We start from the raw sequence: 24668 nt of genomic DNA, 5'->3' as shown, positions 1-24668 counted from the left end.
AGGAAATGTGGGTAGGGCGGTTGCGCAACGACGGAACCAGAACAGGGAGCCAACCATGACGCGAATGGACAAGACGGGCATCGGCCGGGCGGGTATTGCATTCATGCTGCTGTCGGGTGTGGCGCTGGGCGCGCTGCACGGAACCGCCCGGGCGCAGTCGGCGCCGCCGGCCGACACCGACGGCGTGTTGCAGGACATCGTGGTCACGGCGCAGAAGCGGTCGGAGAATTTGCAGGACGTGCCGGTGGCCATCACCGCCCTGACGGCCGAGACGCTGGAGAAGATGGACGTGCGCGATGTCCAGGATCTGCCGGCCCTGACGCCGGGCCTGCAGATCAAGACGTCCGACGCCAGCGCCAACCCCAAGGTTTTCATCCGTGGCGTGGGCCTGAACGATTTCAACGCCAACGCCGCCGGCGCCGTCGGCATCTACGCGGATGGCGTCTTCGTCGCCTCCCCCTTGGCGCAGCTGGGGCAGTTCTTCGACCTGGAACGGGTGGAGGTGCTGAAGGGTCCTCAGGGGACGCTGTATGGTCGCAACACCACCGGTGGCGCCATCAACCTCACCACCCGCCAGCCCACCTTTGAGACCACCAGCGACGGCAGCCTGGAATATGGCCGCTTCAACGAGGTGAAGGCGGAGGCCGGCGTGGGCGGCGCCCTCATTCCCGGTAAGCTGGCGATGCGCCTGGCCGGCGTCTACCAGCGCGACGACGGCGACACCTACAACCGCTACACCAACGACTATGTCAACGCCGTGAACCGCTGGGGCGGGCGGGCCAGCCTGCTGTTCACGCCCACCGACGATCTCAGCGTCACGGTGCAGTTCCATGGTGGCCAAAACCGGGGCGACAGCCGGTCTTTCCAGGCCCGTCCCCTGATCCCGCAGGACGCTTCCGCCGCTGGTCCCGGGGGCCTGTGCGCGCCCGGCTATTACGCTTCCGGCCTGTGCACCGACGCGCTGGGCTATGCTGATACCGACAACAACCCCTATGCCGGCGCCTACAACGTCAAGGGCAAGGACAAGGTCGACACCTGGGGCGCTTCCGTCAACGTGCGCTGGGACGTGGGCACGGCCACCCTCTATTCCATCACCGGTTTCGACAGTGCCGAGCGCAGCGATCTTGAGGACACCGACGCCAGCCCCAATAATCTGCTGACCAGCACCTACAAGGCCACGCAGCACGATGTGTCCCAGGAACTGCGGGTGGAGGCGCCGCTGGGCGACAAGTGGCGCGCCGTGGCCGGCGCCTATTTCCTGCATGACTATCTGAACACCTCCAGCCAGTACGACATCCTGCGCGACCTGCGCCCGATGTTCGTCACCGATGACAACCCCACCGGCTTCTCGCTGGAAAACAACGTGGCCACGGTGGGCTATCCCTACACCCAGATCAGCGACAGCTACGCCGCCTTCGGCCAGGTGGACTATCAGCTGACCGATCGGATCACGCTGACCGGCGGTCTGCGCTATTCCAAGGATGACAAGGATTTCCGCTATCGCAGCACCGTGGAGGAGGTGGTGGACGTCTTCAGCTACGCCGCCTCCAAATCTTTCGACAGCGTGTCGGGCCGCGCCTCCGTCCAGGTGAAGCCCACCGACGACGTCATGGTCTACGCCAGCTACAACCGCGGCTATAAGAGCGGCGGCTTCTTCGGCGGCTACACCCGAGACCCGGCCGATCTGGCGCCCTACGCCGATGAGACGCTGGACGCCTATGAGGTCGGGGCCAAGACGGAGCTGTGGAACAAGCGCCTGCGCCTGAACGCCGCCGGCTTCTATTACGACTACAGCAACCTGCAGGTCTTCCAGATCGTCACCCGCGACGGCATCCCGACCCAGACCTTCAACAACGCCGCCAACGCGCGCCTGTATGGCGTGGACGCCGATATCACCCTGGCCCCCCTGAAGGGGCTGGAGATCAGCCTGGGCGGCGAGTACCTCAACAGCGAATACCTCAACTATGTCTCCGAAGGGGAGAGCCTGTCCGGCAACCGCCTGCCTTCCGCCCCGCGCTGGACCCTCAGCGGCCTGGTCAGCTATGACCAGCCGCTGGACGGATCCAACGGCAAGGAGGCCGGCACGCTGAACGCCAGCGTCAATGTCTCCTATCGGTCGCTGGTCTATTTCGACAGCCACAACCTGTCGCGGCTCAGCCAGTCCGGCTATTGGCTGACGGATGCGCGGCTGGGCTGGACGGCGCCCAACGGCACCATCAGCCTGGGCCTGTGGGTGCGCAACCTGTTCGACCAGACCTACATCATGGATATCAACAACCTGGACAGCTTCGGCCTGGATTCCATCAGCATGGGTTCCCCCCGCCGCTTCGGCGGCTACCTGAGCTGGCATTTTTAGCGCCCTCAAGCGGCGGGCGGCCCCTCTGGGGCCTTGCCTTCCTCGTTTTCCAGTCCGCCGATGGCTCCCCGGAAAACTGCGGGGGCCGGCGGTCGCCGGCCGAGATGAAGGGGCGGCGTGTTTGATGTGTGAAGGAGAGGGTGATGATGGCGGTGCAGCAGGGCGGCGCGGCTGACCTGACGGTGGTGGAGCAAGCCTTCAACCGCCTGAGGGCGGCGGCGCGGCAGGATGCCTATCCCTTGGCGGGGCGGCGGCGTGACTGGCTGGCGGCGCTGGAACGGGGCTTGGTCCACCGCCGCGACGCCCTGGTCCAGGCGGTCGACGCCGACTTCGGCGGCCGGCTGGCACATGAGACTCTGTTCGCGGAAATCTTCGTCAGCCTGGAGGGCTTGCGCCATGCCCGCCGCCACCTGGCGGGCTGGATGCGACCCCGCCGCCGATCCGTGCCGCTGACCCTGGGGCCCGGCCGCGCCTGGGTGCAGCCGCAGCCGGTGGGCGTGGTCGGGATCATCGCTCCGTGGAATTATCCCTTGTTCCTGGCGCTGGGCCCCCTGGCCGGGGCGCTGGCCGCCGGCAACCGCGTGCTGCTGAAGCCTTCGGAACTGACGCCCCGCACCACCGCCCTGATCGCTGATCTGGTGGCGGAGGCGGTTGGGCCGGACGTGGCCGCCGTGGTGTCCGGCGGGCCGGAGGTGGGGGCCCAGTTCGGCCGCCTGCCCTTCGACCATATCCTGTTCACCGGTTCCACCCGCGTGGGGCGGCTGGTCATGAAGGCGGCGGCGGAGAATTTGACGCCCGTCACCCTGGAACTGGGCGGCAAGTCGCCGGCCCTGGTGTTGCCCGACGCCGACCTGACGTCGGCCGCGACCGACATCGCCTATGGCAAGTTCACCAACGCCGGCCAGACCTGCGTCGCGCCCGATTACGTCCTGGTGCCCCGGTCGCGGGTCCAGGACTTCGTGGCGGCGCTGGCGGTGGCCGTTCCCGGCTATTTCCCACCAGGGCAAGGGGCGGGCCAAGGGTTCAGCGCCATGTCCGCCGTCTTCGGCGCCGCCGGCCGCGCCCGCATGGCCGATCTGGTGGCGGAGGCCAAGGCCCGGGGGGCGGAGGTGCGGGAATTGGGCCCGCCGGTGCCGGGCCTGGTCCTGGGGCCGGCCGTGGTGCTGGACCCGCCCGACGATATCACCCTGCAGCGGGAGGAGATTTTCGGCCCCATCCTGCCCATCGTGCCCTATGACGATGTCGAGCGGGCGCTGGACTATGTGCGCGACCGGCCCCGGCCGCTGGCCTTCTATCTGTTCGGCCGCGACCGCGCCTTCATCGACCGGGCGCTCAAGACCATCGCCGCCGGCGGCGTGGTGGTCAACGACACCCTGATCCATGTGGCGGTGGAGGATTTGCCCTTCGGCGGCATCGGGCCCAGCGGCATGGGCCGCTATCACGGCCGCGACGGCTTCGACACCTTCAGCCACCTCAAGGCGGTGTTCGACCGCAAGGGCCCCCGCCTGGACCGCCTGGCCCGGCCCCCGCTGAAACCCCTGCACCGCTGGCTGACCAAGCTGTTGATCGGGGGCTAGGCGGCGCTGGCGCCGGGGCCGCCCGCGCCCTATCTTTCGGGCATGCTGAGACGGCTGCCCCCAACCCGCGCACGGTTCGCCATCGCTCTGCTGGCCCCGTTGCTTGCCACCGCCCCGTCGCGCGCGGATGTGTGGGACTACGCGCGCTCGGCCGGGCCCATCATCGGCCAAGCCAAGGCCTGCGGCGCCGCGGCGGCACGCACGGACCATGCCTCCGACCAGGTGCGGGAGCTGCTGGACTTGACGGCGCCCAACGCGGATGAGCGGCGCAAGGTGGGCGAGATGTTCGATTTTCTGGTCAACACTGCCGTCACCATGCAGAACCAGGCGCCCAACCGCGACGATTGCCCCGAGGCGCTGGTGACGTTCGCCGATCTGGAACGGCGCCTGCCGCTGTGGCGCGAGATGCTGACGCCCCGCAAGCCCTGACGGAAGGCGGCCCCTGGGCTTTTGCCGGCCTTTGATCCCCTACGCGCCCCAACCGGGGAGGATCAGCGGCTGCACGGGGTGGGAGCTGCCGCGCTCAGGCATGGTGGGCCCCAGGCTCAGCGTTTCCGTCCGGTTGCGGCCCGTATCCTTGGCCCGATACAGCGCTTGGTCGGCCGTGCCCACCAAATCGTCCCAGACCTGCCCGTCGGGGCCCAGCGTGGCGACCCCGATGCTGACCGTGCAGCGCACCGGTCCTTGCGGCCGGTCCAGGGTGATCGTCGCCACGCGGCGGCGCACCCGCTCCGCCACCGACCAGGCGTCCTCCAGCCCTGTTTCCGGCAACAGGGCCATGAATTCCTCACCCCCCACGCGGGCCAGCACATCGCTGCGCCGCAGTTCCTCCGCCAGGGTATCCGCCACGGCGACCAGCAGGGCATCGCCTGTGCCATGGCCCCAGCGGTCGTTGACCGTCTTGAAATGATCAATGTCGATCATCAACAGCGACAGCGACCGGTGGTGGCGCAGGGCGCGCGACACCTCCATCTCCCCCGCCGCCCACATCACCCGGCGGTTGGCGACGCCGGTCAGCGGATCCTCACGCGCCTGCTGCATCAGGTCGCAATCCAGCCGGCGGCTGATCATCCACAGATAGCCATTGGTGACGGTGGTGGTGACGCAGATGACGATCAGGCGGGTCAGCACCGTCATGGCCTGGGGTTCCTGCGCCGTGCCGTTCCAGTCGATCACCAGCGCCCAGCCGGCGCGCGCCAGGGCCAGCAACGCCCAGACGGCATAGATGCCGGCCGTCACGGTGGCGGCGGGGTGCAGGCTGCGCTCCGCCTGGCGCAGCAGGCGCCAGGCCATGGCCGCCGACAGGGTGGCGAAAAACAGGCTGCCGGCCAGGACGCGCCCCCGGTCTTCCGGCGCGCCCAGGGTGAACCACAGGAACATCGCCGCCAGCACAACGCCCACGGCCAAGATGGGCCCGGCCTCGCGCGTCGGCCGGCCCAGAAAGCGGAGCACGCCGACATAGGCCAGGCCATAGCCGGCGAAGATCAGGAATTGGCTGGAGAGCAGTGTCAGCCAGGGCGGCAGCCAACCCAAAGGGTTGGTCAGCGCCAAGCCGGCGGCCTGGGCGAAGCCGGACAGGGCCCAGTAGGTAAGGCCCGCCTGGCGGGGCAGTGACAGCGCCGCCATCAGCAGGCACAGGGCCGCCACGATCTGCAACAGCGTGTTGACGATCAGCAGGCTGGGGACATCCAGGTCCACGCAAACGCCCTCCCACCTGGGTAACCGGTCCGGCCGATCAAAAGGGCCGGACCCGGACCCAGGATAGGAGAGGCGGAATCAACCTACAATGGTACGAAGCTGCCCGCCTGGCCGATCTTCCGGTTAGGTCAAGGGCTTAGGCTGGGCGCTTCGTCCCGTTGTTCATGTACCGTTTACACGCCTGGGTGGCTGGTGGCCGTCAGCGCCAGGCCGGACAAGGCCGCCAGCGCCTCCAGCGTCAGGCCCGGGCACAGCTCGCGCACGGCGAAGCCGTCCGCCGTCACGTCCAGCACCGCCAGGTCGGTATAGACACGGGTGACGCAGCCCAGGCCGGTCAGGGGATAGGTGCAGCGGTGCACCAGCTTGGATTGTCCGTCCTTGGTCAGGTGCTCCATCATCACGAAAACCTGGCGTGCGCCCACGGCCAGATCCATGGCCCCGCCCACCGCCGGGATGGCGCCGGGCTTGCCGGTGGACCAGTTGGCGATGTCGCCGTTCTCCGCCACCTGGAAGGCGCCCAGGATGGCGATGTCCAGGTGCCCGCCGCGCATCATGGCGAAGGACAGGCTGTGGTCGAAGAAGGCGCCGCCGTCCAGCAGGGTCACCGGCTGCTTGCCGGCGTTGATCAGGTCCGGGTCCACGGCGTCGGCGGCGGGCTTGGGGCCCATGCCCAGGATGCCGTTCTCACTGTGCAGCAGGATTTCCTTATTGGGCGACAGGTGGTTGGCCACCAGCTCGGGCATGCCGATGCCGATATTGACGACCGCGCCGTCCTCGATGTCGTTGGCGATGCGGGCGGCCATCTGGTCGCGGGTCCAGGCGATGTAGCTTGGGGTCTGGGTCATGATTTGGCTCCTTGACCTCAGGCGGCGGCGCGGGCGGACTTGCCCACGGCCACCACGCGGCTGACGAATATCCCGGGCAGGGCTATGGTCTCCGGATCCAGGGTGCCCAACTCCACGATCTCCTCCACCTGCGCCACCGACACCTTGGCGGCGGACGCCATGATGGGGCCGAAGTTGCGTGCGGTCTTGCGGAAGACCATGTTGCCCCAACGGTCGGCCAGCCGGCCCTTGATCAGGGCCACGTCGGCGTGGATGGGGTATTCCAGGACATAGCCCTTGCCGTCGATGACGCGCGTCTCCTTGCCCTCGGCCAGCGGCGTGCCATAGCCGGTGGGGGTGAAAAAGCCGCCGATGCCGGCGCCGGCGGCGCGGATGCGCTCCACCAAATTGCCCTGGGGCACCAGCTCCAGTTCCACCTTGCCGGCGCGGTACAGCTCATCGAAGACGAAGCTGTCGCTCTGCCGGGGAAAGGAGCAGACGACCTTGCGCACCCGGCCCGCCGCCAGCAGGGCCGCCACGCCGGTGGTGCCGTTGCCGGCGTTGTTGCTGACGATCGTCAGGTCCCGGGACCCCTGCTCGATCAGGGCGTCCACCAGTTCCATGGGCATGCCGGCGTTGCCGAAGCCGCCCACCATGACGGTGGCGCCATCGGCGACGTCGGCCAGGGCTTCCAGGGCTGAAGTACGAACTTTGCTTAGCATCGATTCTTATTCCTCGGTTTCCAGTCCACAGAGCTCCCCGGGAACCTGCGGCGGCCCTAGATGGGGCGTGGTCGCTATGCTCCGGTGTGCTGAGGGCCTGGGGGTGATCAGACCCGTTCGATGACGCTGGCGATGCCCTGGCCCACGCCGATGCACATGGTGCACAGGGCGCGCTTGGCATCCGACCCGGCCAGTTCATGGGCGGCGGTGGCGACCAGGCGGGCGCCGGACATGCCCAGGGGATGGCCCAGGGCGATGGCGCCGCCGTTGGGGTTCACCCGCGCGTCGTCGTCAGCGATGCCCAGTTGGCGCAGCACGGCCAGCCCCTGGCTGGCGAAGGCCTCGTTCAACTCGATGACGTCCAGATCCTTGACGCTCAGGCCCAGGCGGGCCAGCAGCTTTTGCGTCGCCGGGGCCGGGCCGATGCCCATGACGCGCGGCGGCACGCCGGCGGTGGCGGCACCCACGAAACGGGCCAGGGGCGTCAGGCCGTATTTGCGCACGCCTTCGGCGGACGCCAGCAGCAGGGCGGCGGCGCCGTCGTTCACGCCCGAGGCGTTGCCGGCCGTCACCGTGCCGTCAGGCTTCACCACGCCCTTCAGCTTGGCCAGCGCCTCCAGCGTCGTGTCGGGGCGGGGGTGTTCATCCACCGACACCACCTTGGGCTCGCCCTTGCGCTGGGGGATGGTGACGGGAACGATCTCCCGCTCGAACCGCCCACGGGCCTGGGCGGCGGCGGCCTTCCGCTGGCTGGCGATGGCGAAGGCGTCCTGGTCGGCGCGGGCGATGCCGAAATCCTCGGCCACGTTCTCCCCCGTTTCCGGCATGCTGTCGACGCCATAGGCCGCCTTCATCGCCTTGTTGACGAAGCGCCAGCCGATGGTGGTGTCGAAGATCTCCGCCTTGCGGGAAAAGGCGTCCTCCGCCTTGCCCATGACGAAGGGGGCGCGGGACATGCTTTCCACCCCGCCGGCGATCATCAACTCCGCCTCGCCCAGGGCCACGACGCGGGCGGCCATGGCCACCGCGTCCATCCCCGACCCGCACAGCCGGTTGACGGTGGTGCCGCCCAGGCCCACGGGCAGGCCCGCCAGCAGCAGGGCCATGCGGGCCACGTTGCGGTTGTCCTCACCCGCCTGATTGGCGCAGCCGAAGACGACGTCGCCCACCGCGTCCCAGTCCACCGTGGCGTTGCGCGCCATCAATGCCCGCAGCGGCACGGCGGCCAGATCGTCGGCGCGCACCGACGACAGGGCGCCGCCATAGCGCCCGATAGGGGTGCGGATCGCATCGCAGATGAAGACCTCAGTCATGACTACGCACTCCTCCGTCATCGCGGGGGCAGGGGGCTGACCAGCGTCCTGGTGGCGGTCACCTGATCGGCGATCCACGCGGGGTGTCTTTGGCCGTCCCCTCCCCGGGGAAGTCACCGGCTACTTTTTTTCCGGCAGCCGCATCTTTTTTGTTCGTCTAGCGTACAAATGTCCGTATAATGAACATTACAATGAACCTGACGCCCCGGCCTGTCAACGGCCCGTGAGCGGGGCACCTGCATGGTGGAGGCGCGGCCGATGACCGAGATGGATGTGGAGACGGGGGAAGAGGGGGGCGAATTCGTGCGCGCCCTGGCGCGCGGCCTGTCGGTGATCGAGGCCTTCGGCGCCACCCACACGCCCATGACCCTGACCCAGGTGGCGAAACGGGCGGAGGTGACGCGCGCCACCGCCCGGCGCCTGCTGCATACCCTGTGCGCCTTGGGCTATGTCGCCTTCGATGGCAAGCTGTTCAGCCTGCGGCCCAAGGTGCTGAACCTGGGCCTGGCGTATCTGTCATCCCTGACCCTGACGGGTGTCGCCCAGCCCCTCATGCAGGAACTGGTGACCCGGGTGCAGGAATCCTGCTCCATCTCCGTGCTGGACGGCACGGACATCGTCTATGTCGTGCGCGTCCCCATGAAGCGCATCATGTCCATCGAGATCAGCATCGGCACCCGCCTGCCGGCGGCCCGCACCTCCATGGGGCGGGTCCTGCTGTCTGCCCTGCCGGATGCCGAGCTGGACGCCATCCTGGCCGCCACCCCGGGCATCGCGGCGGACGCGGTCAGGGCCGCCGTACGCCAGGCCGGCGGCCAGGGCTGGGCATTGGTGAACCAGGAGTTGGAGGAGGGCCTGCGCTCCATCGCCGTGCCCATCCGAGGGCGGGGCGGGGCGGTCATCGCCGCCATGAACGTCAGCACCCACGCCTCCCGCGTGACCGAGGCGCAGTTGCGGGAGGAGTTCCTTCCGGCGCTGCAAGAGACAGCCAATCAGATTTCCCACGCTTTGAGTTTTTCTTAGAGTTCTAATGATAAGGTTCGTAAATTTCCTAGACTATGTTGGTCGGAAAGGAATTTCTGAGGCGCGAACCTTGCCGATCAGTTCTTCCTTGCCCAATGTTTTTAGCATCCCGCTAAAGCCCTTTATTGCTAGGGGAGTGGCTTGCGTTGGGCCTAAAAGAATCCTGTCGACGATATTTTCGAAATTCCAATCATACGTTGTTCCCTCTGGTAATGAGATCGGTTTAAGTGGGTGACGTAGTTTGGGCTCTACGCCATTCCTACCTACTATATATGTAAGATACTCGGGACAGCGTTGTTGTATATCTCGTTCTGGAAGGTAGATTACCCGCCACTCTCGCTCTTCCATAAATCCGCGATGTTTTGATGTTAAAGAAAGAAGTCGGAGTACATGAAATGTTTCATGTGCAAGGATGTATAATTTGTCATTGGGAACAAGGTTTCCAGCTACTTGTGATTTGGCAATTTCCACGACGGAGCGAATTTTCTCCCTTCGAGATTCATCCGTTCCATATGCAACCTGACAAATTAAAAATGGAGAATCTGCATTCATCTTGATAAAGTCAGTGCGGAATACTAGAGCCGCACCGGTGCCATTACCGCCATAGCCTCTCCACATGGAAAGACTGCCGTCGGGGAATTCTGGATCAAACTCACTTAGGCAAAATATAAACAGATTAAATAGATGCTTCTCTTCGTAATCTTTAAAATAGTGCGTAAAAGCAGAAAGGAAAATTGCTACTCTCTGTCCGATGTGATCTAAGTTTTTATCCAGTGCCAGCATTTCGCTCTCGACAATGTTCCGACCTTCGATAAACCCAAATCGGACTTCCTGAAAATCATTCATAAAAAGGGGATTTGAGAACCAAATTTCCCCACCTCTTAGGATGCTTTCCATTGTAGATAATGATGTATAATGCGCTAATAGGGGTCGTTCTTTCATAACTACTAAATTCACAATCGATGAAAGATGATTCCCGTATAGCTTCTGAATATCACCGTGTTCCATAGCGCATCATGTCCTAAGAACAAAATGTTAGCAGAGATTCTATAAAATGGGGCACAGCCTATAGTTAATGGGCCCTACTTCCGCTTGGGCCCATAGCGCTTGCGCGCCGCCCCTCTGAAACCGGGCTTGGGCTTGTTGGGTCCTTCGCCGGCGGCGCGGGCGCGGCTGCGCATGGCCAGGACCTGGGCCAGGCGCTCGGCCACGGCGGCGCGGCGTTCGGTGACGGCCTCGCGGTCGGGGAAATAGGTGGGGAACTTGCGGGTCGCCCAGTAATAGAGGTCGCAGATGCGCGACTGCGCCTCCAACCCCAGATCGTCCAGGCTGTCGATGCGCTTGCCGGCCACGTTGTCCAGCAGCAGGGGCTGTTCCCGCTCCAGCGCGCGGCAGATGCCATAGACCAGGTCGGCATCGGTCTCGCGGTCCAGGTCCGCCGGCATGAACAGCAGCGTCAGGCGGCGGTCGAAGTCCAGGCGCCGGGCGTCCAGGGCCACCGCCATCTTGCGCACCGGCGCCAGGTCGGCCAGGGCGTAGGGGGAGCCCTTGGTGTCGGCGGCGGCGAAGCAGTCCACCAGCGGCACCAGGCGGTCTGTCCCAACATAGGTGGCCAGGCGTTCCATCATGGCGCGGGTGGGCCGCAGGGTCAGGGACAGGGCGGCGTGCACCTTCTCATCCGCCGCCTTGTACATATGGCGCAGGGCGTTGGGGCTGCCGCGCCCGACCACGCCGTATTCCCCCACCTCGAACTTGCCATAGCGGCCGGCGCGGCCGGCGATCTGCCGCACCTCCGATCCCGACAGGGGGCGCACCTCATGCCCGTCGAACTTCTCCAGGCTGGTGAACAGCACGCGGCGCACGGGCAGGTTCAGGCCCATGCCGATGGCGTCGGTCGCCACCACCACGTCGGCCTCGCCAGTGGTGAAGCGCTCCGCCTCCCGCCGGCGCACCTCGGGCGCCAGGGCGCCATAGATGACGGCGGCGCTCAGGCCCTTGGCGCGGATTGTTTCGCGGACGGAATGAACCTCGCGCCGGGAAAAGGCGATCAGGGCGTCGCCTGCTTGCACATCGCTCCACTCCAGCCGGCGGTCGATCAGCTTCAGCGGCGTCTTACGCTCCAGCTCCACCACCTCCAAAGGTTCGCCGAGATACTGGGCCATGCGCTCGACCACCGGGCGGATGTCGGGGGAGCCCAGCAGGAATACCGTTTCCGCCGGGACGCCGACCAGGGCGGCCGACCAGGCCCAGCCGCGCTCCGCATCCGCCAGCATCTGGACCTCGTCGATCACCGCCACGTCCAGGCGGCTCTCGGGGTCCAGCATCTCGACCGTCGAGGCGGTGATGCGGGCGCCGGGCACGCGGATCTCCTCCTCGCCCGTCACCAGGTTGGCGGCCACGCCCTCCTTGTTCAGGCGGTCCATGATCTCCAGCGCCAGCAGGCGCAGGGGGGCTAGGTAGGCGCCGCTGCGGGCGTCCTTCAGCGCCTGCATGGCGCGGTGGGTCTTGCCGGAATTGGTTGGGCCCACCACCAGCACCAGGCGGCGCGGCATGCTGCGCGCCAGGGGGAACAGGTCCTCATAGCGCTTCAGGTCGAAGTGGCTGTCGACGAAGCTGCGGCCACGGGCGTGGATGCGGTCCTGGGCCCAGCCCGCCACCTCCCGTTCCCAGCGGCGCAGCACCGACGGCGCATCCGTCAGGTGGTGGGTGGCCCGCCACAGCCGCTCCCGAATCTCGGCCAGGGCTTCGGCGTCGCTTGAAACCTCGGCCTCGATCTCCGTCAAGCGGCGGGCCAGGCTGCCTTCGGCGTCGCGCCGGCGTCCATTCAGCTTGCCATCGGTGCTGACCAAATCCACCAGGCCCGCGCCATCCAGGTCCGACAGCTCACCGACGGAAAAGGTGCGGTCCACGTTCAGGCGATAGGGGTGGGGGAAGCTGGGCAGCCGCACCTCCAGCCGCTGGGTGACGCGCACGCGGTCAGGCACGATGGCCGGGGTAATCTCAAATCCCGCCTCGCGCAGTGGCGGGCGGGCGGCGGTCAGCAGGGCGGGCCGGGCCACGGCCTCCGCCGCGCGCCGCTGGATGGTGGCCAGCAGCTCCTCCTGCCGGTCCGCCTCCACCCACACCTGTTCCTTGTCGGGCAGCACCAGGGGCAGGGGCACCAGGCCCATGGCCGCCGCCTGCTTGGGGCGCACCAGTCCCAGCTGGGCCAGCGTGGCGCAGCCTTCCTCCGTCGTGGCGATAGCCAGCAGCAGGTCGGGGTCCCAGGTATGGGCTTCGGAATCGGTGGCGGGGGATGTGTCGGGCGTCATCGCAGCGGGAAAGACCGGGCAGGGCAAGAGGTTCCGTCTTTATGGGCCGCCCCGCCGCCGCCGTCCACCCGTCTTGGCCAAAGGCCGGTTCAGGGCATGCTCGCCAGCGCCTTGTCGAACGCGGCGATCACCTCATCGCTCACCGTCGCCGCGCACATGATGCGGCCTGCGCCAACGGCGGACAGTTCGGGGAAGTGGGTAATGACGAGATCGTTGGGGTTTACACCAGCTGATACCGCCGCCTTCTGGGCATCATCCGGACCTGAAACGATGGTGTAGTCGATGTGGCCGGCCGCAACCATCTTGACCAAGTCAGCGGGGGTGCCGCGGATGGGGCGTACATGGTTCGCTTCCTCGGAAGCCAGGCGATCAAGTTCAGGTCCCTTTGACGCGCCCAACATGTTGCCATAAACCCGGGAAGGGTCCCTGATAAGGCTTTGGAACGTGGGATAGGATCGGATCCAGTCCTCGCCCTTGCGGGTAATCACAAGCCAATCGGCGCCGGGGAATAGTGGACTGGTGAACTTGAACCGAGCTTCCCGATCCGGTGTTTTGATCACGTTCGGCGTACAGGCTGCGCGACCGTCCTGCAAGTCCGCCAAAATGCGGTTACGGGGAATGGGCCCAAGCCAGCTGATTTCATATCCGGCCAATGAGGCCAGGGTTTCAACCCTGCGGGCGATTGGACCTTTTACTGCCTCGCCATCTGACGTGCCCTGCAGGAAGGGACCTACGTCCGGGTAGAGGAACTGGATGACCGGTTTTCCGCTGGGCTGATCCGTCACCCCGGATAAGGCCGTGCCACTCGCGATAACGCTTAAGAGCAAGCTGCCAATTAAACTCGCGGTGGCGCCCACGGCTCAGGCCCCCAGGTGATGGAAATGGACGATAGGATGGGTCATTTCTGCCTACTCGCCAAGAGACGTTATTACCGGTAGGCAACAATAATATTGCCTAAGACTGTGGCGCCATTTCCCTAATAGCCCAAATCTTAACGGATTAACAATGGCTTGCCGTTTTTGGACCTGGAAACTGTCCTGATGGTAGATGGCCGCGAAGTTGGCACAGTGCTTGCTCACCAAGTTTCCCGCCTGCCGCCGGGATGGTTCCGGACGGCGCTATGATGGGGGAAAAGTGATGTCTTTCAAGAAGATCGCTGCGGCTTGCCTGATCCTCGCTGGTATCGGCATTTATGCTAGCAACCATGTGACTGCTGAGCGTAAGGTGGCGTCCGTAGCGCCGATCGAGTGCAACGGCTGCGAGCCCTGGTAAACGTCCGCTTCACTGTCATGCCTGGCGCGGGCACCACCCAGCGCCAAAGAAAAACGGCCGCCCCCAGGGCGGCCGTTTGCTTATCTGATGCCGGGGCGGGGTCTATTTGGCGCCCGCGTCCTTAGGCGCGTCTTCCGCCACCGTCACGGCGTCTCCGTCGTTCAGCATGGTGTTGGGGTTCAGCACCACGCGGTCCTTGTCGCTGACCCCGCCCACCACCTCGACGGTGGTGTTGAATTCGCGGCCCAGGGTCACGGCGTGGAAGCGCACCTTGCCCTCGCCATCGACCACGGCGACGCGCTTGCCGTCCGGCCGGGTCACGATGGTGTTCACCGGCAGGGCCAGGACCTGGGCGCCGGCCTGCGGGAAACGGGCGTTGCCGCGCATGCCGGCCGGGATGGTCAGGTCGGTGTTGGGCAGGTCAGCCTCCACCCGCATGGTGCCGCTGGTGCTGTCCACCGCGTGGGAGATGCGCACCACCTTGGCGGGGAAGGTACGGCCCGGGAACTCCACGAAGCTGGCGTCCACCGGGGTGCCCACCGCCACGGCGGGCACCTGGCCCTGGGGCACGTCGATGACCAGGCGCAGGTGATCCTGGCGCGACACCTGGTACAGCGCCTTGCCGCTGCTGGCGTCGGCCACCACCAGATCGCCCTGCTCCACCAGGCGCTGGGTGATGATGCCGTCGATGGCCGTCGTCACCGTCTTGTAGGCGGTCAGCTGTTCCAGCCGCTTGACGTTGGCGATGGCGGACTCCAGGTCGGCCTGGGCGGCGTTCAGGGCGGATTCGCGGGTGTCATAGGTCTCACGCGTCACCCAGCCATCGCCCAGCAGGGACTTCGACCGGCCGTAGTTGGACTTGGCCAGCGCCAGGTTGGCTTCAGCCTGATGCTGCGCCGCGCGCGCCTGCATCAACTGCTGGTCCTGGTCGGGCGCCTCGATCACGGCCAGGGTCTGGCCCGCCTTGACCATGTCGCCGATGTCCACCAGGCGCTTGCCGATATAACCGGAGACTCGGGCGTACACGGTATACTCGGTCAGGGCCTGGGTCTGGGCCGGCAACAGCAGGCCATCGGATGACTTCACCGGCTTGGGCGTGGTGATCTTCACCTGCAACGGTGCCTGGGGTCGCGTTTCCGGCGGCGCCTTGGTGCCGCTGGCCAAGTGCGGGGCCGACACCATGCCGATGGCCGCCAGGGCCACGACGGCGGTGCCCAGCATCCAGCTCCGGCGGCGGGCGGTGGTCTTAGGGGCGGTGTTCATCATCATCAGACTCCTAAAATCACTCGGCGGCCGAGCCGGCGGGAACGGGGTGGGCGGCGACCACGGCGTGGCGACGGCGGTGCAGCAGGACATACAATGCTGGAACCGCCAGCAGCGTCATGGGCGTGGAGAACAGCAGGCCGCCCATCACCGCGCGGGCCAGGGGGGCGTTCTGCTCCCCACCTTCGCTCAGCGCCAGGGCCATGGGGATCATGCCCAGCACCATGGCCAGCGCCGTCATCATGACGGGGCGCAGGCGGGCGCCGCCGGCCTCCGCCATGGCGTCGACGGGTGTCAGTCCCTGCTCACGCCGCTGATTGGCGAAGGACACCATCAGCACGCTGTTGGCGGTGGCGACGCCGATGACCATGATCATGCCCATCAGCGCGGGCTCGCTGAAGGTGGTGCCGGTCAGCAGCAGCATGACGGCGCCGCCCAGGATGGCGGCCGGGGTGGCCCCCAGCACGATCAGCGGGTCCAGCCAGGACTGGAAGTTCACCACCATCAGCATGTAGACGAACACCACGGCCAGGGCCATGCCGGTGGCGATGTCGCCGTAGGCCTGCTGCATGGTCTTGATCTGGCCGCCCATCTCGATGCGGTTGCCGGGCTTCAACTGGGGACGCACGGCGTCAATGGCGGCCGTGATGTCGCGGCCGACGGACCCCAGGTCCCGGCCCGAGACGTTGGCGATGACGTCATAGCGCGGCGAGAAGGAGGTGCGGCTAATGTCCGCGGCCACCTTGGTCGGCACCAGCTTGGCCACGTTGCGCAGCAGAACCGGGGTCGACAGGCGGGTGGAGTGGATGGGGGTGTTCAGCAGGTCTTCCGGCGAGCTGATCAGGCGCTGGGGCGACTGCACCACCACCGGGTAGATCACCAGCGAATTGACGTCCATCCAATAGCTGGGATTGACCACGCCCGAGGACGCCAGCGACACCAGCACCTCCTGCGCCACGTCGTTCTGGGTCAGGCCCAGTTCGGCGGCCCGGGCGCGGTCCACCTCGATGCGATAGCCGGGGGTGGCGGTAACCTGCCGCAGGGTCACATCCACCAGGCCGGGGATGTTCTTGAGGCGTTGGCGCAAATCGTCCGCGATCAGGGCGTTGGGTGCGCGCGCCGTGCCGATGATGCGGATGTCGATGGGGGTGGGGACGGCGCCGTTCAGGATCTGGCTGGTGATGTCACCCGGCTTCTGGAAGATCTCCACGCCGGGGAAATCCTTGGCCACCATGGCGCGGATCTGCTCGACATACTCATGGGTGGGACGCGACCGCTTGTCGGTCAGGGCGCCCAGGATTTCGCCGTCGGCGGAACTGACGGTGACGCTGTCGGTCAGGCCCAGGTTCACGGGGTCGGGCAGGCCGATGTTGTCGATAATCAGGCCCAGCTCCTCGGGCGGGATGATCTTGCGGATCTCCCGCTCGATGGCGCCGAACTGGCGTGACGCCTCCTCCAGCCGGGTGCCGGCGGGGGTGCGGACGTGCAGGCGGAACTGCCCCGCGTCGACCTCGGGGAAGAAGTTCATGCCGACGAAGGGGATGGTGGCGCCGGCGCAGGCCAGCAGGACCACGGCGAAACCGGTTACCGCCCAGGGCCGCGACAGGCCGCCGCCCAGCACCCGCAGATAGCGCTGGCGCAAATGTTCGAAGCCGCGCTCGAACCCGGCATGGAAGCGGGACCAGGCGCCCGCGACGCCCGTGGCGGGCCGCGCGGGGCCCTGATGATCCTCCTCGCCATGGCCGTGGCCGCGCAGTTCCGCCGGCAGCATCCAGGCGGCCATGGCGGGCACCAGGGTCCGCGACAGCACGTAGCTCATCAGCATCGAGGAGATGACCGCCAACGCCAGTGGCGAGAACAGGTACTTGGCGATGCCGTGCAGGAAGAAGATGGGCACGAACACGATGCAGATGCACAGCGTGGACACCAGCGCCGGGAAGGCCACCTCGTCCGAGCCTTCCAGGATGGCCTGGCGCAGGGGCTTGCCCATGCTGATGTGGCGGTGGATGTTCTCGATGGCCACGGTGCCGTCGTCCACCAGGATGCCGATGGCCAGCGCCAGGCCGCCCAGGGTCATGACGTTCAGGGTGTGGCCCGCCATCGACAGCACGGTCACCGCCGTCAGGATGGATAGCGGGATGGATGTCAGAACGATGGCCGTGCTGCGCCAGCCACCCAGGAACAGCAGGATCAGGATGGCCACCAGCGCGCCCACGATCAGGCCCTCGTGCTGGATGCCCTCCATGGCGTGCTTGATGAAGGTGGTCTGGTCGAACAGGGGTTCGATGCGCATGCCGGCCGGGGCCGCCTTGCGGATGTCCGGCAGGCGGCGCATGACCTCGTCCACCACGGCCAGGGTGCTGGCGCCGCCCAGCTTCATGATGGTCAGCAGCACGGCGGGCTGGCCGTCGGCGTGCACCACGTTGGTCTGTACGGCGGCGCCGTCGCGCACGTTGGCCACGTCGCGCATGAACACCGTGCGGCCGTTCACGTCACGCAGGGGGATGTCGTTGAAGGTGTCGACGGCGATGGGCGAGCTGTTCAGGCCCACCTGGTACTCGGTGTCCCCGATCTTGGCGGTGCCGGAGGGCAGGTTCAGGTTCTGGGCGGAGATGGCCTTGTTGACGTCGTTGGGTGTCAGACCATAGCTGCGCAGCTTGTCCGGGTTGATGTCGACCATGATCTGGCGCGCGTTGCCGCCATAGGGCAGCGGCAGGCGCAGGCCGGGGATGTCGCTGATCTGCGACCGGATGGTGATGCGGCCATAATCGTACAACTGCGCCTCCGACATGGTGTCGGAGGACAGCGCCAGCTGCAGGATGGGCACGGAAGAGCGGCTGTACTGCACGATCAGCGGCGGCTGCGTGCCGGTCGGCATGCGCTTCAGGATGGTCTGCGAGATGGCCGAGATCTGGGAGATGGCCAGGTCGATGTTCACGCCCGGCTGGAACGTGGTGCGGATGATGCCCACGCCGTTGGAGGTTTCGGATTCCACCTCCGCCACGTTGTCGGCGGTGTTGATGATGGCCAGTTCACCAAAGGCGGTGATCTTGCCGGTCATCTCCTGCGCGTCCAGGCCCGAATAGCTCCACACCACGGTGACCGTGGGGATTTCCACCTCCGGGAAGATGTCCGTGGGCATCTTGAACAGGCTCAGCACGCCCAGCAGCGTGATCAGGCCGGCCAGCACGGCGAAACTGTAGGGGCGCCTCAGGGCGTAGGCGACAATCCACATGGGGAGGGGGCTCCGGCAACGCGATGCGAAAAAGTGCAACGCCACGCCCAGGGGCCGGGGTCGCCCCCCGCCCGGCACAGCCCGGAATAATTAACGCGCTTAAAGGATCAGGGGAACCTACTTCGATACGCAGCGGTTCGAATTTAGGCATGCCTATAAAAATTGCCACTCTCCCATGCCCACTGTGGCCGGCGTCACTGCAATTTTTCGGAAGAGGGTGTACGGCGGGTCAGCTTTGGGGCGCCAGTGTCTCCCCAGCGGTATCGCTGTCGGTGGGCGTCAGGTCGGTCAGCGACGGCACCCAGCGGACAACCACATACAAACCAAATCCGCAGGCCAGCAGCGGCTTGAACCAGGTGGTCGTGGCCAGGTGCAGGTCCCGCGTCCACACATGGGTGGTCAGGGCGAAGCACAGCAGTACCAGCATCCAGCCCAGGGCGCGGTTGCGCCGGATATGGAATTCCCAACCGGCGAAGGCCCCGGCGACCAGCGCCATGTCGCCGAAATGGCCCAGCACGGTGCGGGGATTGAACAGCAGCAGATACGTCACGATCAGGGCCGCCACCGTGGCACCGGCGCGCGGCGCGGGCAGGCGGCTGACCGTACCGCGCGCCAGCACCAGGACGGCCACACCGGCCAGGGCGCGGATGGCGGTCTGCACGGTCAGGTCCAGCGGCAGGCCCAGGGTGGCCAGGCCGTTGGCGAAATCATGCCAGACGCCGCCGCCGGGGTTGGCGCTGCTCATGGTCTTGCGCACCAGTTGGCCATATTCGCCCAGGGCGTACCCGGGGTTCCAGTGCACCAGCGACAGAACCAGCGCCGCCGCCAGCCATAGCGCCAGATGAAGGCGCAGCGCCGGCCACAGGGCGAAGGCCAGCAGGACCAACGCCAGGGCCTGGGGCTTGAAGGCGCCGGCCAGCACCAGCAGGAAGGCGGCGCGGCGCCAACGGCCTTCAGCGATATCGGCCAGCCCCCCCAGCATCAGGCCCAACATCAGGAATTCCGTCTGGGCGCCGCGCAGGTCGACCACCCCGATGGGCAGCGCGGCCAGCAGCGCGACACCGAACACCCGCTGCCAATCCGCCGGCGCCAGCAGGCGACACAGCCGCGCGACGCCCCACCAACAGGCGGCCAGCAGGCTCAGCCGCCACAGCGCGTCGCCCAGCAGTGGCGGCAGGTAGGCCCAGGGCGTGAACAGGACGGCGCTGGACGGCAGGTAGAGGAAGCCGTTGATGCCGTCCTCGTAAATTTCCGCCCCGCGCCACCAGGCCCAGGTGGCCTCGGCATAGATGTGGAATTCCGAAACGAAGCGTCCGCTTATGACCTGCGCTTCGATCGCCACCAGGGCGATGGCCCACAAGGCGAGGCCAATCGCCAGCGGGCGGGCAAGGGGGGAAGCGGGCGGGCGGGACATGGTCAGGCTAGACCTATTTCATAGGTAATAGGCAGTATGGCCTAACAGGTACCACCTTAGCGCCCAAGTTCAAGGCCAAACCCGGCCGCTTACATATTTGTGATAAAATGTCGCAATTCCTCGCCATGCTGGGTGGCGGCGGGTCGCCGTAAGGTTGCGGTGATCGGCGCCTTGACGGGCCCATATCGCGATCCGGGGGAGGGGAACGTCCGCGCCGGGCGTTTCGCGACCCGCGACTCCAGGCCAACGCCCCGGTCTTCCTTCAACACTCGACAGACGCGCGCGTTCGCGCTCTTTTGCCCGTCTCGACGGTCGTGGGTGCCGCTTGGCGGGAAGAGGTGGAAACGTGGAGTACGAGGCCATACCGGGCGTGACCCTGGTTCTGGGGGGCGCCCGCTCCGGCAAAAGCCGCTTTGCCGAGGGGCTGGTCACCCGCCTGCCCGGTCCCTGGATCTATATCGCCACCGCCCAGGCCTGGGATGATGAGATGCGGGACCGCATCCGCCAGCACCGGGCCGACCGCGCGCCCGGTTGGACGACGGTGGAGGCGCCGCTGGACCTGGCTGACGCCCTGTCGCGCCATGGCCACGGACCGCTGCTGGTGGATTGCCTGACCCTATGGCTGACCAACGTCATGCTGGCCGACCGCGATGTGCCGGCGGCGTTCGCGGCGCTGGAGGACGCGCTGGCCGCCTGCACCGGGCCCATCGTGCTGGTGGGCAACGAGGTGGGCCTGGGCATCGTGCCCGACAACGCCCTGGCTCGGGCCTTCCGCGACCATGCCGGCCGCCTGCATCAGCGATTGGCGGTCCTGGCATCGCAGGTCTTTCTGACGGTGGCGGGGCTGCCACTGAAAGTGAAATAAGTTCGCAGAGGGAGGACAGCATGACCGAGACGCCTGAACAGCCCCTATCCGATGAGGACGCCGCGCGCCATCGCGAGAAGATGGTCAAGCGCAAGGCGGTGCAGGATGCGCGCGTGGCCCAGGCGACGCAGGAAAAGGGCCTGCTGATGGTCCATACCGGCCCCGGCAAGGGCAAGACCACGGCGGCGCTGGGCATGATGCTCCGCACCGCCGGGTATGGCTTGCGCGTTGGCTTCATCCAGTTCGTGAAGGGCAATTGGGCGACGGGGGAGCAGGCGGCGCTGGCGCGCTTCGCCGACCTGATCGACCACCATGTGATGGGGGAGGGCTTCACCTGGGACACCCAGGACAAGGCGCGCGACATCGCCGCCGCGTCCCGCGCCTGGGACCTGGGCCGGCGCATGCTGGCCGATCCCCAGTACCATCTGGTGGTGCTGGATGAGATCAACATCGTCCTGCGCTATGGCTATCTGGACGTGGCCGAGGTTCTCGCGGGGTTGAACGCCCGTCTGCCCGACACCCACGTCCTGCTCACCGGCCGCAACGCCAAGCCGGAAATCATCGAGGCCGCCGACCTGGTGACGGAGTTCCAGGCCGTGAAGCACCCCTTCCAGGCCGGCATCAAGGCACAGCGCGGGATCGACTTCTGATGGGGGACGCAGCATCGGGCGCCCGCGCGCTGATGATCCAGGGAACCGGCTCGGACGTCGGCAAGTCGCTGCTGGTGGCGGCGCTGGCCCGGGCGTACACCCGGCGCGGCCTGCGCGTGCGACCCTTCAAGCCGCAGAACATGTCCAACAACGCCGCCGTCACTCCGGACGGGGGGGAGATCGGGCGGGCACAGGCGCTGCAGGCCCGCGCCTGCGGCGTGCCGCCGTCGGTCGACATGAACCCGGTGCTGCTGAAGCCCCAGACGGACGTGGGCGCGCAACTGGTGCTGCGGGGCCGGGTGATCGGCACTGCCGGCGCCGCCAGCTATCAGCGCCGCAAGGGGGAGCTGCTCCCCGCCGTCCTGGAGAGTTTCCAGCGCCTGCGCGGCCAGTGCGACCTGGTGGTGGTGGAGGGGGCGGGCAGCCCCGCTGAAACCAACCTGCGCGCCGGCGACATCGCCAACATGGGCTTCGCCCGTGCCGCCGGCGTGCCGGTGGTGCTGGCCGGCGACATCGATCGCGGCGGCGTCATCGCCAGCCTGGTGGGCACCCATCGTGTCCTGGATGCCGACGACCGTGCCCAGATCCGGGGCTTCCTGATCAACAAGTTCCGGGGGGACGTGCGCCTGTTCGACAAGGGCGTGACGGAGATCGAGGCGCGCACCCACTGGCCCTGCTTCGGCGTCATGCCGCACCAGCCGGCGGCGGCCCGCCTGCCGGCCGAGGACGGCATGGACCTTGCGCGCTGGGCCCGGCGGCTGTCCGGCGGGGCGTTGCGCATCGCCGTTCCCATGCTGTCGCGCATCGCCAACTTCGACGACCTCGACCCCCTGCGGCTGGAACCGGGGGTGACGGTGGAGATGGTGCCGCCCGGCCGGCCCTTGCCGGGCGACGCCCACGGCGTCATCCTGCCCGGCTCCAAGGCCACGCTGGCCGACCTGGCCTTTTTCCGCGCCCAGGGGTGGGATATCGACCTGGCCGGCCATGTGCGGCGCGGCGGCTGGGTGCTGGGCCTGTGCGGCGGCTATCAGATGCTGGGCCGTATTGTGGCCGACCCCGATGGCATCGAGGGGCCGCCGGGCACCGCCCCCGGCCTGGGCTACCTGGAGGTGGAAACGGTGCTGGCGCCGGCCAAGACGTTGCGCGCCGTGACGGGGCGGGACGTCGCCACCGGCGCGGCGCTGACCGGCTATGAAATGCACCTGGGCGTGACCGAGGGCCCGGACCGGGCGCGGCCGCTGTTGCACCTGGATGCTGATGGGGGTGATCGGGTGGCGGAGGGGGCGGTCAGCCTGAACGGGCGCATCGCCGGCACCTATGTCCACGGCCTGTTCGGGCATGACGACCAGCGGGCCGCCTGGCTGCGGCGACGGAACGCGGCCCCCGGCCTGGACAGTTATGATGGTACGGTGGAGGCGGCGTTGGATGAGCTGGCCGAGGCCGCGGAACGCCACCTGGATCTCGACGCGCTATGGGCCATCAGCCGATGAACGCACCCGACAAGCCTTGCCCCGACTTCGATGCCGATTTCCGGGGGCATTTCCGCGACCTGCTGGTTTGGCGGCGCGACGTGCGGCGCTTCCGCACCGATCCGCTGCCCGATGGCTTGCTGGAACGCCTGCTGGACCTGGCCTGTCTGGCCCCGTCCGTGGGGCTCAGCCAACCCTGGCGCTTCGTCCGGGTGGATGACCCCGCCCGCCGTGACGCCGTGCGGGCAGAGTTCGAGCGCTGCAACGCCGAGGCGCTGGCCGCCCAGTCGCAGGACCGCGCCCACCTGTACGCCAGCCTCAAGCTGGCCGGCCTGCGCGAGGCGCCGTGCCACCTGGCGGTGTTCGTCGACCCGGACCCGGGACAGGGCGCGGGCCTCGGGCGCCGCACCATGCCGGAGACCCTGGCCTATTCCGCCGTCGCGGCCATCCAGACCCTGTGGCTGGCGGCACGGACGGAGGGGGTGGGCCTGGGGTGGGTCTCGATCCTGCGGCCAGAGGTGATGAACGGTCTGCTGGAGGTGCCGGAGGGATGGCGGCTGGTGGGCTACCTCTGCATCGGCTATCCCGCCGAGCCCGACGATGTGCCTGAACTGGAACGCGCCCACTGGGAACACCGGCACCCGCTATCCGAAGTGCTGTTCCAAAGATGAGGGTTTTAGAGCGCCAACACCAGCGCCAGGCCCCACAGCAGGGCCAGGCTGCGGCGGTAGAGGCTGAGCCCGGCGTCGATGTCCGCGGCGGTGGCGTCGGCCCGGCCGTCGCCCATCCAATGATCCTCCACCCGCACGTCGCCATAGGTGCGCGGCCCCGCCAGCCGCAGGCCCAGGGCGCCGGCCATGGCCGCTTCCGGCCAGCCGGCGTTGGGGCTACGGTGCCGCCCCGCGTCCCGCCGCACGGCGGCCAGGGCCGCCTTTGCGCCGGCTCCACCCCGCGTCCAGGCCGCCAGGATCAGCAGCAGGGCGGTCAGGCGGGAGGCGGGCAGGTTCACCAGGTCGTCCAGCCGGGCGGCGGCCCAGCCATAGGCCTCGTGCCTCGGCGTGCGGTGGCCCACCATGCTGTCGGCGGTGTTGATGGCCTTGTAGGCCAGCAGGCCCGGCAGCCCCCCCACCGCCAGCCAGAAGACCGGCGCCACCACCCCGTCGGAGAAGTTCTCCGCCAGGCTTTCGATCGCGGCGCGGGCCACGCCGGCCTCGTCCAGGCTGGCGGGGTTGCGGCCCACGATATGGGACACCGCCTCCCGCCCACCCTCCAGCCCGCGCTGGCGCAGGGCGTTCGGCACGGCGGCGACGAAGCGGTGCAGGCTGCGCTGCGCCAGCAGGCTGCTGGCGGCCAGGCCGGTGGCCAAGGTGCCCCAAAATCCACCCAGCCGGGACAGCAGGGCCTGCGCCGCGACGCCGACGGCCAGCGCCACCGCCACCAGCACCAGCTCGGCCACCACGCCGGCCGCCTTGCGCGCCGTCGCCGACCGGCTGGTCCGGTTCCAGGCGCGATCCAGCCGGCCGATCAGGGCGCCCAGCCATACCACCGGATGGCGGATGCGGGCGTACAGCGCGTCGGGATAGCCCAGCAGGGCCTCCAGCGCCAGGGCGGCCAGGGTCAGCCAGGGCAGTGCGGGATACAGGGCGGGAAAGAGCGTCATGGACCAGGGGTTTAGC

General features: G+C 67.4%; 19 protein-coding genes. 8 read left to right on the top strand and 11 right to left on the bottom strand.

All coding sequences use genetic code 11. The annotated features are described in order from the left end of the window. Positions 1–55: 55 nt before the first annotated feature. The 3 genes from FBZ90_RS10415 (at position 56) to FBZ90_RS10405 (ending at position 4362) form a co-directional block, all read left to right on the top strand. Positions 56–2356 (top strand): TonB-dependent receptor, encoded by a 2301-nt coding sequence (locus FBZ90_RS10415; RefSeq protein ID WP_211101980.1) that lies wholly within the window; start codon positions 56–58, stop codon positions 2354–2356. A gap of 143 nt (positions 2357–2499) precedes the next feature. Further along, positions 2500–3933, top strand: a complete 1434-nt coding sequence (locus tag FBZ90_RS10410) for a coniferyl aldehyde dehydrogenase (protein WP_145731749.1) — start codon at positions 2500–2502, stop codon at positions 3931–3933. Positions 3934–3975: 42 nt separating this feature from the next. Next, positions 3976–4362 carry a hypothetical protein gene (locus FBZ90_RS10405; protein ID WP_145731748.1) on the top strand — a complete coding sequence of 129 codons (387 nt, stop codon included), beginning with the start codon at positions 3976–3978 and terminating at the stop codon, positions 4360–4362. Positions 4363–4401: 39 nt separating this feature from the next. Here FBZ90_RS10405 and FBZ90_RS10400 read toward each other — a convergent pair whose 3' ends face one another. The 4 genes from FBZ90_RS10400 to pcaF form a co-directional block, all read right to left on the bottom strand. Then, on the bottom strand, positions 4402–5631 hold the full coding sequence (locus FBZ90_RS10400) for a GGDEF domain-containing protein (protein ID WP_145731746.1): 1230 nt from the start codon (positions 5629–5631) through the stop codon (positions 4402–4404). 173 nt (positions 5632–5804) lie between these two features. Further along, entirely contained in the window at positions 5805–6476 is a 672-nt protein-coding gene (locus FBZ90_RS10395; protein ID WP_145731744.1) for a 3-oxoacid CoA-transferase subunit B, read from the bottom strand. 17 nt (positions 6477–6493) lie between these two features. Then, positions 6494–7177, bottom strand: a complete 684-nt coding sequence (locus tag FBZ90_RS10390) for a 3-oxoacid CoA-transferase subunit A (protein ID WP_145731743.1) — start codon at positions 7175–7177, stop codon at positions 6494–6496. Positions 7178–7284: 107 nt separating this feature from the next. Further along, positions 7285–8490 (bottom strand): 3-oxoadipyl-CoA thiolase, encoded by a 1206-nt coding sequence (gene pcaF, locus FBZ90_RS10385; protein ID WP_145731740.1) that lies wholly within the window; start codon positions 8488–8490, stop codon positions 7285–7287. A 258-nt stretch (positions 8491–8748) separates the two neighbouring features. Here pcaF and FBZ90_RS10380 point away from each other — a divergent pair, with 258 nt between their 5' ends. Beyond that, the gene (locus tag FBZ90_RS10380) at positions 8749–9513 is read left to right on the top strand and encodes an IclR family transcriptional regulator domain-containing protein (protein WP_211101979.1); all 765 of its coding nucleotides are present in this window, start codon (positions 8749–8751) and stop codon (positions 9511–9513) included. A gap of 33 nt (positions 9514–9546) precedes the next feature. Here FBZ90_RS10380 and FBZ90_RS10375 read toward each other — a convergent pair whose 3' ends face one another. The 6 genes from FBZ90_RS10375 to FBZ90_RS10350 form a co-directional block, all read right to left on the bottom strand. Next, entirely contained in the window at positions 9547–10521 is a 975-nt protein-coding gene (locus FBZ90_RS10375; RefSeq protein ID WP_145731738.1) for a DUF2971 domain-containing protein, read from the bottom strand. Positions 10522–10595: 74 nt separating this feature from the next. Further along, on the bottom strand, positions 10596–12824 hold the full coding sequence (locus FBZ90_RS10370; protein WP_145731736.1) for a helicase-related protein: 2229 nt from the start codon (positions 12822–12824) through the stop codon (positions 10596–10598). Positions 12825–12913: 89 nt separating this feature from the next. Beyond that, positions 12914–13681 (bottom strand): substrate-binding periplasmic protein, encoded by a 768-nt coding sequence (locus tag FBZ90_RS10365; RefSeq protein ID WP_145731733.1) that lies wholly within the window; start codon positions 13679–13681, stop codon positions 12914–12916. A gap of 517 nt (positions 13682–14198) precedes the next feature. Continuing rightward, complete coding sequence (locus FBZ90_RS10360) at positions 14199–15365, bottom strand: efflux RND transporter periplasmic adaptor subunit (protein ID WP_186455716.1); 1167 nt, start codon at positions 15363–15365, stop codon at positions 14199–14201. 13 nt (positions 15366–15378) lie between these two features. After that, a complete protein-coding gene (locus tag FBZ90_RS10355) occupies positions 15379–18594 on the bottom strand; it encodes an efflux RND transporter permease subunit (protein WP_145731729.1) in 3216 nt (1071 codons plus the stop codon). A 229-nt stretch (positions 18595–18823) separates the two neighbouring features. After that, positions 18824–20008, bottom strand: coding sequence for a glycosyltransferase 87 family protein (locus FBZ90_RS10350; protein WP_145731727.1), 1185 nt, complete (start codon positions 20006–20008; stop codon positions 18824–18826). Positions 20009–20354: 346 nt separating this feature from the next. Here FBZ90_RS10350 and cobU point away from each other — a divergent pair, with 346 nt between their 5' ends. Genes cobU through bluB form a run of 4 tightly spaced genes read left to right on the top strand, consistent with a single transcriptional unit; the run spans position 20355 to position 23663 of the window. After that, a complete protein-coding gene (gene cobU, locus FBZ90_RS10345; protein ID WP_211101978.1) occupies positions 20355–20873 on the top strand; it encodes a bifunctional adenosylcobinamide kinase/adenosylcobinamide-phosphate guanylyltransferase in 519 nt (172 codons plus the stop codon). A 20-nt stretch (positions 20874–20893) separates the two neighbouring features. After that, positions 20894–21523 (top strand): cob(I)yrinic acid a,c-diamide adenosyltransferase, encoded by a 630-nt coding sequence (cobO, locus tag FBZ90_RS10340; protein WP_145731725.1) that lies wholly within the window; start codon positions 20894–20896, stop codon positions 21521–21523. Continuing rightward, positions 21523–23013, top strand: coding sequence for a cobyric acid synthase (locus tag FBZ90_RS10335; protein WP_145731723.1), 1491 nt, complete (start codon positions 21523–21525; stop codon positions 23011–23013). Before cobO ends, FBZ90_RS10335 begins: the two co-directional genes overlap by 1 nt. Then, entirely contained in the window at positions 23010–23663 is a 654-nt protein-coding gene (bluB, locus tag FBZ90_RS10330; protein ID WP_145731721.1) for a 5,6-dimethylbenzimidazole synthase, read from the top strand. The genes FBZ90_RS10335 and bluB overlap by 4 nt, the downstream gene beginning before the upstream one ends. A 5-nt stretch (positions 23664–23668) precedes the next feature. Here the strand turns inward: bluB and cbiB are convergent, their stop codons facing one another. Next, entirely contained in the window at positions 23669–24652 is a 984-nt protein-coding gene (gene cbiB / locus FBZ90_RS10325; protein ID WP_145731719.1) for an adenosylcobinamide-phosphate synthase CbiB, read from the bottom strand. Positions 24653–24668 lie beyond the last annotated feature (16 nt).

The organism is Nitrospirillum pindoramense, from assembly GCF_007827955.1.
Lineage (GTDB): Bacteria > Pseudomonadota > Alphaproteobacteria > Azospirillales > Azospirillaceae > Nitrospirillum > Nitrospirillum amazonense_B.
The sequence above is the reverse complement of the archived record's forward strand: the minus strand, read 5'-3'. Positions and strand labels throughout refer to the sequence as shown.